The sequence below is a fragment of the Bifidobacterium aquikefiri genome (assembly GCF_002259795.1).
Classification (GTDB): domain Bacteria; phylum Actinomycetota; class Actinomycetes; order Actinomycetales; family Bifidobacteriaceae; genus Bombiscardovia; species Bombiscardovia aquikefiri.
Map to the genome: position 1 here is coordinate 587,335 of NZ_MWXA01000005.1, position 13,576 is coordinate 600,910.

Consider the following 13,576-nt stretch of genomic DNA (forward strand, 5'->3'; position numbering starts at 1 on the left):
TGTGTTTTTTAGTCTTGTCCGTTTTTTTGTTGCCTGCATTTGAAAAACTCGGCGTATGGGCACCGTCATTTCAACGTTGTTGAGCTGCAATACACGCAACATTCCTAAAATAGGCAACAAAATTAATGGTTCCCCGAAAATTCCTTCACTTTTGACTCGTATTTGCTTGCGACTGCCGTGAAGCAATCAAGAAACGGTCACGATGTGTGAGATCCTGTTCAGTTTGTGCGTTTCTATATCCTTGTGCCAATGCGTAGTTTCGCAAGGCCGCGCCTTGCGAGATGTCGTGCTCCATAACCAGCACTCCTCCAACCTTCAGCAGTGTGGCTGCCCTGTCGATGATGCGTTTGGGGAATCGCAGGCCGTCAGGCGAACCGCCGTATAAGGCTTGCTGCGGTTCCCAATCACGGACTTCGGGTTGAGCCGGGATTTCTCGCTCTGGAATGTACGGCGGATTACAGATAATCACATCGCAGTACCCATCAAGCGATTGCAGAGTCTGAACGCTGGTGGCATCGCCTTCGATAAGCTCCAGGGAACTGCCGATCTCATCGATCCGTGCTTGATTTTTCTGAATATTCTTTCGAGTCCACTCAATTGTCCGTTCAGATTGTTCAACCGCATAGACGCGGGCGTGCGGCACTTCCGTCGCCACGCTCACAGCGATGGCACCCGAACCGGAGCAGAGATCGACCATCACCGGCCGGCCTATCTTCTGCCGTTGCAACCAGTCGAGTGCAGCCTGAACCACAAGCTCGGTCTCTTGCCGTGGAATGAACACGCCTGTGCCCACAAGCACGTCCAGGAATCTGAATCGTGCATGACCGACGATGTATTGCAATGGTTCGCGTCTGATTCTTCGTTGCAGCAGCTTGGCAAACAAATCCAAGGCATCGCCTGCCTGTTGCGGCAGGGAAAGCTCGTCGGAGCCATTCCAGCGGGTAAAGGCGCTCTCAAAGCTGGAACCGAGAATCATCGCCGTGCGAATATCATTCACGCTGACGCTCAAGCCGAAAGACGCCGCGAACGCAAGCAACACCATGGAATCATGTTGTGGCGAATCAATCCCGCATGATTTCAGCGCTTCAGTTGCGTCTCGAACGATATCTTCAACAGACTTCCCCAAGCCCAGGCCATGCTCCGCTTGATGCACGATCTCGCAACTTACTTCTGTTGCGCGGCGAGACGGTCGGCTTCGTCGGTCTGCATGTCGGAATCGATGACTGCCTGCAAATCTCCGTCTAACACTTGATCCAGGTTGTAGGCCTTGTAATTCGTTCGATGATCGACAATGCGATTCTCGGGAAAATTATATGTACGGATGCGTTCAGAGCGATCCATGGAACGAACCTGGGAATGGCGCATGTCTGCGGCCTCCTCGGCTTCCTGCTCATGCTTCATCGCGAGAAGACGCGATTTCAGGACGCGCAGCGCCGCCTGCCTGTTCTGTATTTGAGATTTTTCGTCCTGCATGCTCACCACAATGCCGGTTGGAATGTGAGTCATGCGCACCGCAGAATAGGTGGTGTTTACCGACTGACCCCCTGGGCCCGAACTCATGAATATGTCGATCTTCAAATCCTTGGGATCAACTTCAATCTCATCGTCATCCTCGTCAGCTTCAGGGAAGACAATCACTCCGGCTGCGGATGTCTGAATACGACCCTGAGACTCAGTAACGGGGACACGCTGAACGCGGTGAACGCCGCCCTCGTATTTCATACTTGCCCATACACCGTCCACAGGCGATTGCACCGACTTGGCGCGCAAGGCAATCTGAACGTCTTTCATTCCGCCAAGCTCGGTGGAATTCTCACTCATCAGCTCGGTCTTCCAACCACGCTTTTCTGCATAGCGCGTATACATGCGTAGCAGGTCTCCAGCAAACAGCGCGGCTTCCTCGCCACCAGTGCCCGCCTTGATCTCCATGATCACATCGCGCGAATCATCAGGATCACGCGGAATCAGAGCATTGCGCAGCTTTTCTTCAACTCCAGGCAACTGTGATTCAAGGCGTTTGGCCTCCGCCTGGAAGTCTGCATCTTCATCCGCCATCTCTTTGGCGGCCTCATAGTCGTCCCGCACGCGTGCATATTGCTGATATGCACTCACAATCAGACCAAGCTCAGAATGACGACGCCCAAGTTTGCGCATCTTGTCTGGATTCGATGCCACCTCCGGCTGACTCATCTGCCGCTCAATGTCGCGATATTCCTCAAGTGCCGTGAGGGCTGCTGGGAATTGCTCATCGGATGCCATTGAATCCCTCTCCACCTATCATTGTCTTGCCTATCAATCGTATGCAAGCCCATACATACTGCGCAACGCAGCTATACAACAAAAAAGCCAACCCTTTTCCGGGCATCGCAAAGGAAAACCCAGTGAAAGGATTGGCGTCAATAACGCTACTTGTTCTTCTTGCCGTAACGAGCTTCGAAACGAGCGACACGACCACCGGTGTCGAGAATCTTCTGCTTGCCGGTATAGAACGGGTGGCACTTCGCGCACACATCAACGGTCATATGATCGCTTTTCTCAGTCGAGCGTGTGATGAAATGGTTGCCACACGAACATGTGACTTCCACCGCATGATATTCGGGATGAATTCCCTGCTTCATATTGACTCCTAGAGTTCAAGGCACCGGGTCGCCATGCCCCTATGACAGACGTGAACCGGAACTGTTGAGATTATACGCCATAACCTCAACCGAGCATACTCACTCTCAGCATATTGACGACATTTCGATAACTTCGCTGCTCATTGTGAACTTCTCGAAGTATAAAACTCAATTATCCCTGTTCTATTCCCTCATCCGTACCAAATTTCATCGTTTATACTTTGGTAAGTTCACAATGAGCAGCCTAGACCTTAAAAAGTGACCTGGATCATTGTCGAAATCGGCGAATTCATTTTTGTGGCGTGTCTGGAACGCGAATCATTGCTTCCTGGGCAATGGCCGCGACGAGAGAACCATCCTGCGAATACACCTTGGCAAAGCTCAGACCACGGCCATGCGCCGCTGTGGGTGTGTCTTGCACATAGAGATGCCAGGCGTTGATATCCACATTGCGATACCACCACATTGAATGATCTATAGAAGCATAGGAAATACCGGGTGTGACCAGACTCAGACCCGCACGGCGCAATACCGGCTCCATCATGACCTGATCGCATCCAAGTGCAAGCATGGCGCGATGCATGACCTGAGAAATGTTGACCTTCCCATCTGCCTTCATCCATACCATCTGTTTGCCTGAATCTTCGTCAACCGCCTGCTTGTCGGCACCCATAAGCAGCGTTGCATTGACATGTCGAATGTCAAATGGAGATTTGGTTGCATAGAAATTGGCGAATGGTGACTGCTCTGCATAGGGTGTCATCAAATCCTTCGCGCTGGTAAGCGATTCCGGATCAGGCACGTCGCTGGGCATCGAATCGGCAAATTCCACACCACGCTGATTCGGTTCCTGGAAGCTTGAAATTGAAGTCAGGATCGAACCCTGAGCCTGCGTGGCGTTGACGCGTCTGGAAGAGAAAGACTTTCCATCGCGCAGATTTTCAACATCGAAGAGTATATCCTGACGAATGTCGCCGGCAGAGACAAAGTAGCCATGAATCGAGTGAGGCAGGCGACCCTCCGGCACCGTTTTGGATGCCGCAACCACCGCCTGTGCGATAACCTGACCCCCATAGACACGCCCTGTAGGAAAATACATACTCTCGCCGTTGACATATGTATGGTTCCGGTACTCCGAAGGTTCTCCCAGACTCAGCACCCTTACCAAATCATCAAGTGGTGTGGCGGATTTAGTTGAAGCCATCCTCTCCCCCTTTTACGTTCATGGCACACTCTACCTGCAACGTTATGACACGATGCTTGAATTTTCCGTTTATTCTGTTGAAGTCTAACCATGGCAAGTAAATAACTGCATATGTTATGTAACGAACAGGTTCAGAAGATGAACAGCGCGTGACGAAGAAAGCGCACGCCGAGCCTGACACATCCCCATGAACCACAAGTGTCAGGCTCTGACTGAACCTGTTCTCAACGCGTAAGCTTGCGATGCAGACGGTGAGGCTTCGATGCCTCTTCTCCAAGACGCGCAACCTTGTTCTCCTGATATGCCTGGAAGTTGCCTTCGAACCAATACCAGTTGCCTGGATCGTCGTCGTTGCCTTCCCACGCCAGAATATGAGTGGAGATGCGGTCCAGGAACCAACGATCGTGCGAAATGACCACAGCGCATCCGGGAAATGCGAGCAAGGCATTTTCAAGACTTTCAAGGGTTTCTACGTCCAGATCGTTGGTGGGCTCGTCAAGCAGCAGTAGATTGCCGCCCTGTTTCAAGGTAAGGGCCAGATTCAAACGGTTACGCTCTCCACCTGAAAGTACCCCGGCAGGCTTCTGCTGATCGGGACCTTTGAATCCGAAGCTTGCGACATAGGCTCTCGTTGGCACTTCAACCCCGCCGACTTCCATAAAGTCAAGTCCGCCGGATACCACCTGCCAGAGATTCTTGTCAGGATCAATGCCCTCGCGATTCTGATCGACATAAGAAATCTTGACGGTGTCGCCGATATCCAATGATCCGCTCGTGAGAGGTTCAAGACCGACAATCGTCTTGAACAGCGTGGATTTTCCGACACCGTTTGGACCAATCACACCGACAATGCCGTTTCGAGGCAGAGTGAAGCTCAGATCGTCAATCAGCACGCGATCCCCGAAAGCCTTGTGAATATGCTCTGCCTCAAGCACCTTTGAACCCAGACGCGGACCCGGTGGAATCTGAATCTCCGAGAAGTCGAGTTTCTTGTTATTGCGTGCCTCGGTCTCCATCTGTTCATAGCGTTCCAAACGAGCCTTGTTCTTCGCCTGACGCGCCTTAGGAGAGCTGCGCACCCAGTCCAATTCGGAATTGAGCCGACGCGAAAGCTTGGCATCCTTGGCGCCCTGAACTTCCAGACGCTTGGCCTTGGTCTCCAGATACGTCGAATAGTTGCCCTTGTACGGATAGAGATGGCCGCGGTCAACCTCGCATATCCATTCGGCAACGTTATTGAGGAAGTACCGATCGTGGGTGACGGCAAGTACTGCGCCCTTGTATGTATGAAGGAAGTTTTCGAGCCACAGGATTGATTCAGCATCCAAATGGTTGGTGGGCTCATCGAGCAGGAGCAGATCCGGCGCTTCCAGCAGCAGCTTGCATAGTGCCACTCGTCGACGCTCGCCTCCAGAAAGCACGGTAACCGGAGTGTCTGAATCAGGGCATTGCAAAGCATCCATGGCCTGGTCGAGCTGGCTGTCCAGATCCCAGGCATCTGCGGCATCGATCTCTTCCTGGAGCTTGCCCATCTCTGCCATCAACGCATCAAAATCGGCGTCCGGCTTGGCCATTTCCTCGCCAATCTCATTGAATCGACGAATCTTTGCCTTGATTCCTCCGAAGGCCATCTCAATGTTTTCGCCAACAGTCTTATCCTCATCGAGCGGTGGCTCCTGCTGCAAAATCCCAACGGTGTAGCCAGGGGTGAGCTGGGCCTCTCCGTTGGAAACCGTATCCAGACCTGCCATGATCTTGAGCAGCGTAGATTTTCCCATGCCGTTCGGTCCCACAACGCCGATCTTGGCGCCAGGAATGAAACTGAGCGTGACATCGTCAAGGATGACGCGCTCTCCAAAAGCTTTTCGTGCCTTAATCATTTGGTAGATGAACTCTGCCATGTGTTATCTTTCCATCTTTCTTGCCGGTGTTACCTGCCAGCGTAGCGTGCCAGTGCTGAGCGTAACTCTAACCCATCGAAGCCGAAATGCGAGGCTCAACCAATTTCTGCCTATTCCAACGATTTCGAAGCTTCTTCTCATGCCGACATCAATCCTACAATCACTCCCAGATGGGGAGCTTCTCGAGTTTTGCGGCAAATGAACAGTTGTTAGGCTCAGTTTGCCGCATGATGGTGGTCACATGCACAGGAAAACCAGGTCTTATACTGCGCAATTGCCGCAAAACTCGGGAATCTCGATTATCCTGCGCTCAGGCGTGCACACGCCGTTGTGCAAACACGCGGTAAAGTAATCCTCGGTGTTCCCGCCCGAATGCGCAGGTCAAGGAATGCTGTGAATGCCCTTCTGCATCCACATCAGCAGTGCGCACAATGCAATTGGAGACGATCCTCATGACAAATATCACACAACATACACGCAATCATTATACTTGGAGACCGGCGGACATTGCGGTCGCGGCATCGGTTGGCGTTGCATCAGGCTTGGTTTTTTGGGGATTCAACTATGTCTCCGCCTGGCTGTTCCCTCTGATGCGAACGATTTTGCCAGGAACGGGAAGTCTGTTCCATGCAATCTGGTATTTCTCCGGCCCATTGGCCTTGCTGATCATTCGCAAACCGGGCGCTGCGGTCTTTGTGAATCTTGTCGGCAGCGCAGTTGAGATGCTTCTTGGCAATCAGTTCTCAGTGAGCTTCGTCTTCGTATCAGCCATATTTCAGGCATTGTTCTCTGAACTCGCCTTTGCGATCTTTCTCTACAAACGCTGGACGCTCAGCATCAGCATGCTGTCGGGTCTGCTGACCGCCATTGAATATGGTCTCTATCTGTTGTTCTTCCAATATCAGGGTGTGGCTTTCTTCAGCGCATACGGCATCACCCATATGATTTGCGAGATGATCGGAGGCATTCTGATTGGCGGTGTAATGAGTTGGTACCTCTTTGTTGCCATAGCCAAGACCGGTGCCTTGGATAAGTTCGCATCCGGCCGTTCAATCAAAGCCAAAGTTGAATAGACTGAATAGACTGAATAGGCCCGCCCACACATGCCAAGCCTGATGAACCCGGGTTGGTTCATCAAGGTTACATTGGGCAACTGATGTTTCCTGTCAAAGGTCGATTCAGCAGTAGCCTCACCTTTCATCCTAAAGTGCTGATTCAGCTCAGTTTATGAGTCTGACTCAGCACTTCATGTGGCTTCGCAGATTTCGGTCCGCGATAGAGCATCACGCTGGGCACAGTCAGCATCGCCACGACGATTGCAGCTATCACCGGATAAAGCCATCGCGGAATGCCAGTCTGCCCAGCTGCAGGAACGAATGTCATTACAAACGCACTCACGCATGCGATGATGCCCATGACCGCCATCGCATACAGCGCCGGGGCACGATACCCGTTGTTGCCAGTTTTATGTTTACGCCGGAGATTGATGCTTGCAGCAAACATCAGCATGTACATCATCACATAGAGTGCCACGGCCATGCCGATCAGGAGCGAAAACACCATCGAGACGCTCGAGGGAAATATCACATAAAGACATGCGAGAATCGTGACGATCACTCCCATGCTCAGCAGAATGCCCGACTGTGCTCCACTTCGATTTGTGGTTTTGAAATAGTCTGGCAGACAACCATCCTGGGCTGCGTTGTATAGACCACGAGAAGGACCTGAGATCCAGCTGACTATGGAGGCGACGGCACCAAACACAATCGCCAGTCCCATGACACTACCCATGAAACCAAGGTGGAAGCTCTGGAACATCATCTGGAAGGCGACGACAGTGCCGTTTGAAAGGTTGACGTTGCTAGGCAGCACCATGGCCAGAATCAGGGTGGGTATGATGAAAATCGCGAGTGCGCTGATGAACGCAATCCCTATGACTCGCGTATATTTCCTGGGCTCTTCCATCTGCTGTGCATGTACGGCATTGACCTCCATGCCGCCGAATGCGAGCACATTCTGAACCACCAGAGCAATGCCGGCAATATTGGTGAAATTGGGAATGGGAGAGCTCGCCGTCAGCGTCGAAGATATATGCTGACCCGTGAGCAGCCACGCCGCTCCGAGAATGAGCAACAGGCACGCAGGGATAATGGTTCCGATCAGCCCTGCAGTTGAGGCGACACGGGCGAAAAGATTGCCGCCCTTGAGCGTGAGCCAGATTGCCCACCAGAACACGACGATGATAACCGCCGTGACATACAGTCCAGAATTCGATAGACCTTCCAGACCACATGCTGAAGCCAGCGCTCCAGCGACAAAGGCAAGCTGGGCCGGATACCACACCACATTATGGATCCACTGCATCCATATTGCGGTAAATCCCCAGCGCTGTCCGAGTCCTTCCTTTACCCACTGATAGACGCCACCTTGATAAGTGCTGCCCAATTCGGCGGAAACCAGCGCCGTTGGCACAAAGAACATCACGGCCGGAATCAGATACAGGACAATCGACTGCCATCCGAGCACCGCCATTGCAGGCAGCCCACGCAAACCTGCGATCGTGATGATGGTCATAATGGACATTTGCGATACTGAAATCAACGTCTTATCGGATTTCACCAGCGGTCTCTTTCCCCAATTGAGTGTGTCTGCACATTGTCTGCCTGACAAAGGAGCGACTGCAACAGATCTGCCATACAACAATGACCTGTGCACACGGTACTCGGGGGAATGTATCAACCAGATAACAATTCCAGCAAAATCTATGCACTTCGCTCAGGCGACAGTGCGCTGAACCACGGACTCCTTCTCAATCAGACTGCATTCGATCTGCGCATGCTGGACATCAAGTCTCGGCAGCGATCGAATCATTGAGGCCAATGTAGGCAATACGTTTGCACCCAGCGCGGATCAATCTCTCAGCCACGTCCCTGCCAAAGCGAAGCTCATCGGAAACCACGGATGGCAGATTCTCGAGTTTGTCGGTCGTATCGACCAGCACGAGAGGAACGTCGCGCAGCACCTCGGGTATGGATGTCGGCTGATTGAACATGCAGGCATAGAGAAATCCATCGACGCCTTACTGCTGAAGTTTTTCGATTTCCTCGCGCTCCGATTCCTTCTCACCGTTGGTATTGACGGTGAGAAGGGTATATCCGAATATTCTTGCAGCATCCTGCGCTCGAGTATCAGACGTCCGGCAAAGGGGGTGGTCGCAATTTCATCGATGATGAAGCCAAGGATGCGCGTCTTGTTCGTCCTCATGCTGCTTGCTATGCGATTGGGCCGATACCCGAGTTCCTTCGCCGTTGCACGAATTCTGCTTGCTATTTCGGGCTTGATCCTTCCCATGTCCCGGTTATTGAGCACAAGTGACACCGAAGAGATGGATACACCAGTTTTCCTGGCAATCTCCTTCATGGTGACACTTGCCATATTTCTTCCTCTGTTCCTGCTCTGCACATGTTCTTCGGGTCCCAACCGAACCAACCGATATATCCTGAAACGTTTGGCATGAAACCAATGAACGCATGATTTCACTTTCGTGTCAGACGTTATATGTCTCTTGTGCAAAGGGTGTCATCATAGACCAAACGCTTCGATTTCCAACGATTCTACGCGTTCACCAACTTTGCTGAATCGACGATTCGAGACATTCTTTCGGCAATGCCATCGAAGTCAATTGTATTGGTCACCATCATCCCGCAACCTTCGAGATCGAAGCTGTCTTCGCCCCAAGCCTTTGTGCTTGAACCAGTACGTTGGTGTCAATGCCGCGCCATCCATCCAATCAGTTCCAGATGCCGCGCAGTTCTCGAAGCTCCACCTTTGCTTCGCCGTCAAGCAAACCACTTAGTCGAGCAGAGAACGTTCCAGTGCGACCATCGCACGCGCTCAGAACCGATGCGGCAGCCTCGCCCTTGTTGAGGAAGATCTCAGCTATACCCCGGTCATAGAAAATCTCGATGGTCCTGACCTCGCTGATACCCGAGCTGAGATGCAAGTCGTCCGTTGGTGAACCGTATGTGACGATTCTGGTGACTCCATCACTCTTGACAAGATGAAGCGAACCCTTGTCAGTCTCGGATGCGAGCGTTATGTCAAAGCCGGAATCATCAGGAACCTCGACCTTGGCATAGTATGCATTGCCCAGAATGCTCTGCTCGCTGACTTCAGACCCGTTATCAGGATGCAGTTGCACCGTCGATTCAAACAGGACATCTCCAAGCAGCTCGTCAAAGACCTCACTTATGGGGTAACTGGTAAGCCTGCCGTCACGCATGTGCAGCTCCCGTGGAAGCGTCATCGCACCATTGGCACGGTGCTCACCTTCCTTGCGGACGCCAAACCAGTCGGCAAGCCAGCCGATGGCTATGCGCCGCCCAGCATCATCGGCAAAGGATTGCACGGCATAGAAGCTCGTACCGAAATCACACAGACCGCTGAGCTGAGCCGTGAAGCGAGGAAGCTCGGTTTCGTCCGCTCCACCATCGACTCGTTCAACCGCATCGACTGTCTCAGACGCACTTTCAAGCTTCCCGGAATACCATACGACTGGCTGAAAACGACCACCACCATCGCGATATTTCATCAAGGCCGCAACGGCGACATCATGGCCTTCAAGCGGGAAGCAGTCGGGACATTCATAGGTGAATGCCTCTGGATGCTCCGTATCGGCAAACATGGCGCCGACATACTTCCACGAAGCGGCATCATCGAGCATGGTATGGTTGTCAGCCACGAATCCGGCCAGAACGGGCACCCGCGTCAGATCCGCATCGTTGGCATCAGCCTCGTCGGTCGCATTCAACGCAAACCATCCATGCCTATAATCACGCCTTGGTTCCCACAGGTAGGAATAATGCTGCTCCGCCACACCGCGTCTGGGAAGATTCGAAGCCACTGTCATCAAGGTTTTCGATCCTGGCAACCCATGTCTGGCATCGAATCGCCATTCGACCTTCGGATCTCGGAAGTCTCTTCCAAGCTCGGTATCTCTCCTGCCATTGAGCGGTCGCTCTATGAGCGTACGCTCCTGCTCAATTCGTATGCCGTCATAACTCACACAAGTCGTCTGATATTCGACCAAGGATTCGGGATTCCCGTCTCGCTCGATATGCCGTGTAAGGAAGAAACGAATCGCATGGGCGTCATCGCCAGCACATGGTCTGCCCTGAGCGTCTATTGGCATCGCACTACCAGAGAAGGCCCCACCAGAGAAGTGCTCCGATTCGTCCAGCTCGGTCTGCGGGAAGAGCACCACTGGCAGATGCACCCAGTGAATCAGGTCTCTGCTTACGGCATGACCCCAATGCATATTGTCCCATTCCCAGCCATACGGATTGAGTTGATAGAACAGGTGATATCGGCCCTGAAAGCGACATAGGGCGTTGGGATCGTTCATCCACCGTTCGAATGGCTCAACATGAATCGTGGCTCTTCCGTGACGCTCATAGAAGCTGCCCAGATCGGTGATCGGCTCGATTTGCAACGCCTGCCATAGATCAGCATCGCCATCGCGATCCCTTTGCCGAGCGATGTGTTGCCCCGGTCCCTGAGTGGCTTCAAGGTCGCCCTTGCCATCCAAACTGGTCTCGCTTGTTCCCTCGTCAGACATGGCCAGGAATCTGATGCCCCTGTCGATCAGCTGCTCACCCCCGGAAAGATATGCCATCGAAATGCGGGCATTACTGATGGCGAGGGTGTACGAAACATCGCTTTCCACATCAAGCACCATATGCTCTCTGCGACAATCGCCAGGCAGGAACTCACACCTGCAGACGCCGCTGTCTTCACATTCCAACCTCACGCCCGCTTCGTCACCTTGGCGGTGACGTTCAACGAACAGTTCCAGACGCGTATATGGTCCACTGGAAAAAACACAAGTGCCTGCAATCTCAGTCATAGGCACCGACCGTGCTATCGAACTCATCGTGATCGTTCCTCCGTGTTGTTATTGGGCTTTGCAGCGCCGAGTGATGTGCCATGAACGACCAGTACGCCAAGCCACGTATACCAGACCCATACCGTAAGCGTGAAAAGCTCTGCCGTTATCAGGCTGCAAAGAGGTCGGGCGATGACCAGGCTGCTTTGGCGGTCTTGCCGCCGCTGCAGCAGATATAAAAGCGAGTATCCGTTGCCGAGCACTTCGTCGTGCCATGATCTTGTTCCTTTCATCCATGCTTCATCGTTTGTCGCATCGCCTTCTTCAATGCAACAAGCCCCCCCTACACCCCCGAGACCCGTAACCTTCATGGATCCCGATAGCATCTATGCTGGGATGCATGTTTCACCATAGTACGTCAATCGTTTTACGTCAAACGATTGACACTATCGCTGTGTTGCCCCGGCATTTCATCGAAATCATGCCACATCACACCCTGCATTCACACGAAACGATGATGAATCTGCACCATCAAGCCATCGCTTCGCAGGCGGATAGGCAGTTACAATAAAGTCTGAACTGTGCTCGTATTTATTCAGGAATCGAAGGAAACACATGCGATATCTGCTTGCACCGGACTCATTCAAGGAAGCCGTCGATGCCGTTGCCGTGGCCAAGGCCATGAGGCGTGGCGTTCTTGCAGGCGATGGTGCTGCAGAGACACGAATGCTGCCACTCTCTGACGGCGGAGAAGGCCTTGCCCTTGCCCTGGTGAGCGCAACGCATGGCATGCTCCGTCACGCGAGAGTCCATGATGCGTTGGGATACCCAATCGAAGCACAGTATGGATTCCTTGGGCATGACAATCCCTTCGGGAACGTACGAACCGCAGTCATTGAGTTGGCAGCTGCCAGCGGTATCGAGAGGATACCGAAAGCACGCAGAGACCCGATGTCTGCATCGAGTTTCGGCACCGGAGAACTCATCATGGCCGCAATCAATGCGGGAGCGCAAAGAATAATTCTTGGGCTTGGGGGCAGTGCCTCGACTGATGGTGGAGCAGGGATCGCAACCGCTTGTGGATACAGATTCCTTGACAAGCATGGCAAGCCTCTTGAGCAGGGCGGAGGCAGCCTCAGTCAACTGCATGCCATCGATGCCGGCCATCTCAATAGCACGGCTGCGAGCATCCCCATAGTCATCGCGAGTGATGTGACCAATCCACTGACTGGGCTTCACGGCGCTGCCCGAGTATTTGCCCCGCAGAAAGGCGCAAATGCGATGCAGGTTGACAAGCTTGACTCGGGATTGGCACAATTCTCCGCATGCATCGCATCATTCAATGGAGAAGACGTACGCGGCATTGCGGGAGCAGGAGCTGCCGGTGGCTCAGGTGCTGGCCTCCTAGGGCTCTTCAATGCGACCATCCAATCAGGCATAGCGCTTGTGCTCGATCTCGTCAATGGCCGTGAAGCATGCCAATGGGCTGATCTCGTCATCACTGGCGAAGGCTCGATCGACGCACAAACCCCGTATGGCAAGGTTCCCAGTGGTATAGCAAAGTTGGCGCAGACCGAGGGCAAACCTTGCATCGCAATCGGCGGTCGAATCAAGCTCGACACGGATGATAGGAAACGACTGCGCGATCAGGGAATTGTCGCAACCTTCGGCATCACACCGGGTCCTGCAGATTTCGAGTCATTGCTCGCAACAACCGAAGAGAACGTGGAAACAACCTGCGCCTCGATTGCATCGTTGCTCAAGACGCACCTGTGTGGGGCCTCAGGGGCTTGAACCCTGGACCGAACGATTATGAGTCGTTTGCTCTAACCGACTGAGCTAAGGCCCCGCTGTGCCAAATGCAAGTCTGCACTTGGCAACTTGCCTATACTACCAAAAACAAAGGAACTTTGATACCAGCAATGTCGTGAGCAGCAATACCCTCAGTCACACTGCTACGAATAGAAAA

General features: G+C 52.9%; 10 protein-coding genes, 1 tRNA gene and 2 pseudogenes. 2 read left to right on the forward strand and 11 right to left on the reverse strand.

What is annotated here, in order from left to right; translation table 11 throughout:
- Window positions 1–145: 145 nt before the first annotated feature.
- The 5 genes from prmC to ettA all read right to left on the reverse strand — a co-directional run bounded on the left by prmC (window position 146) and on the right by ettA (window position 5,723).
- Window positions 146–1,126, reverse strand: a complete 981-nt coding sequence (gene prmC, locus BAQU_RS06365; protein ID WP_158215655.1) for a peptide chain release factor N(5)-glutamine methyltransferase — start codon at window positions 1,124–1,126, stop codon at window positions 146–148.
- Window positions 1,127–1,164: 38 nt separating this feature from the next.
- Complete coding sequence (gene prfA, locus BAQU_RS06370) at window positions 1,165–2,259, reverse strand: peptide chain release factor 1 (protein ID WP_094693703.1); 1,095 nt, start codon at window positions 2,257–2,259, stop codon at window positions 1,165–1,167.
- 146 nt (window positions 2,260–2,405) lie between these two features.
- Complete coding sequence (gene rpmE, locus BAQU_RS06375; protein WP_094693705.1) at window positions 2,406–2,618, reverse strand: 50S ribosomal protein L31; 213 nt, start codon at window positions 2,616–2,618, stop codon at window positions 2,406–2,408.
- A gap of 289 nt (window positions 2,619–2,907) precedes the next feature.
- Window positions 2,908–3,822: an acyl-CoA thioesterase gene (locus BAQU_RS06380; RefSeq protein ID WP_094693707.1), complete on the reverse strand. Its 915-nt coding sequence runs from the start codon at window positions 3,820–3,822 to the stop codon at window positions 2,908–2,910.
- Between the two features lie 224 nt (window positions 3,823–4,046).
- Complete coding sequence (ettA, locus tag BAQU_RS06385; RefSeq protein WP_094693709.1) at window positions 4,047–5,723, reverse strand: energy-dependent translational throttle protein EttA; 1,677 nt, start codon at window positions 5,721–5,723, stop codon at window positions 4,047–4,049.
- Between the two features lie 452 nt (window positions 5,724–6,175).
- Between ettA and BAQU_RS06390 the strand changes: the two genes are divergently transcribed.
- Window positions 6,176–6,796, forward strand: coding sequence for an ECF transporter S component (locus BAQU_RS06390; protein WP_094694083.1), 621 nt, complete (start codon window positions 6,176–6,178; stop codon window positions 6,794–6,796).
- Window positions 6,797–6,938: 142 nt separating this feature from the next.
- Here the strand turns inward: BAQU_RS06390 and BAQU_RS06395 are convergent, their stop codons facing one another.
- The 5 genes and pseudogenes from BAQU_RS06395 to BAQU_RS06410 all read right to left on the reverse strand — a co-directional run bounded on the left by BAQU_RS06395 (window position 6,939) and on the right by BAQU_RS06410 (window position 11,900).
- Entirely contained in the window at window positions 6,939–8,306 is a 1,368-nt protein-coding gene (locus tag BAQU_RS06395; RefSeq protein ID WP_211277123.1) for an amino acid permease, read from the reverse strand.
- Between the two features lie 262 nt (window positions 8,307–8,568).
- Window positions 8,569–8,790 (reverse strand): annotated as a pseudogene (locus BAQU_RS10270) (LacI family transcriptional regulator); the annotation flags it as partial.
- A 272-nt stretch (window positions 8,791–9,062) separates the two neighbouring features.
- A pseudogene (locus BAQU_RS10685) lies at window positions 9,063–9,158 on the reverse strand (LacI family DNA-binding transcriptional regulator); the annotation flags it as partial.
- Between the two features lie 355 nt (window positions 9,159–9,513).
- Window positions 9,514–11,655, reverse strand: a complete 2,142-nt coding sequence (locus tag BAQU_RS06405; protein WP_094693713.1) for a glycoside hydrolase family protein — start codon at window positions 11,653–11,655, stop codon at window positions 9,514–9,516.
- Window positions 11,652–11,900, reverse strand: coding sequence for a hypothetical protein (locus BAQU_RS06410; protein WP_143241973.1), 249 nt, complete (start codon window positions 11,898–11,900; stop codon window positions 11,652–11,654). The genes BAQU_RS06405 and BAQU_RS06410 overlap by 4 nt, the downstream gene beginning before the upstream one ends.
- A 322-nt stretch (window positions 11,901–12,222) precedes the next feature.
- Between BAQU_RS06410 and BAQU_RS06415 the strand changes: the two genes are divergently transcribed.
- Complete coding sequence (locus BAQU_RS06415; protein WP_094693717.1) at window positions 12,223–13,401, forward strand: glycerate kinase family protein; 1,179 nt, start codon at window positions 12,223–12,225, stop codon at window positions 13,399–13,401.
- On the opposite strand, the gene BAQU_RS06420 is transcribed toward BAQU_RS06415, so the two are convergent.
- A tRNA-Ile gene (locus tag BAQU_RS06420) sits at window positions 13,383–13,456 on the reverse strand. The genes BAQU_RS06415 and BAQU_RS06420 overlap by 19 nt on opposite strands.
- Window positions 13,457–13,576: the final 120 nt, after the last annotated feature.

What these genes read in the sequence shown, in the direction of transcription:
- BAQU_RS06390 (WP_094694083.1), top strand. Translation starts at nt 6,176, where the DNA reads ATGACAAATATCACACAACATACACGCAATCATTATACTTGGAGACCG.
- ettA (WP_094693709.1), bottom strand. Translation starts at nt 5,723, where the DNA reads ATGGCAGAGTTCATCTACCAAATGATTAAGGCACGAAAAGCTTTTGGA.
- BAQU_RS06405 (WP_094693713.1), bottom strand. Translation starts at nt 11,655, where the DNA reads ATGAGTTCGATAGCACGGTCGGTGCCTATGACTGAGATTGCAGGCACT.
- BAQU_RS06380 (WP_094693707.1), bottom strand. Translation starts at nt 3,822, where the DNA reads ATGGCTTCAACTAAATCCGCCACACCACTTGATGATTTGGTAAGGGTG.
- BAQU_RS06415 (WP_094693717.1), top strand. Translation starts at nt 12,223, where the DNA reads ATGCGATATCTGCTTGCACCGGACTCATTCAAGGAAGCCGTCGATGCC.
- BAQU_RS06410 (WP_143241973.1), bottom strand. Translation starts at nt 11,900, where the DNA reads ATGAAAGGAACAAGATCATGGCACGACGAAGTGCTCGGCAACGGATAC.
- rpmE (WP_094693705.1), bottom strand. Translation starts at nt 2,618, where the DNA reads ATGAAGCAGGGAATTCATCCCGAATATCATGCGGTGGAAGTCACATGT.
- prfA (WP_094693703.1), bottom strand. Translation starts at nt 2,259, where the DNA reads ATGGCATCCGATGAGCAATTCCCAGCAGCCCTCACGGCACTTGAGGAA.
- BAQU_RS06395 (WP_211277123.1), bottom strand. Translation starts at nt 8,306, where the DNA reads ATGTCCATTATGACCATCATCACGATCGCAGGTTTGCGTGGGCTGCCT.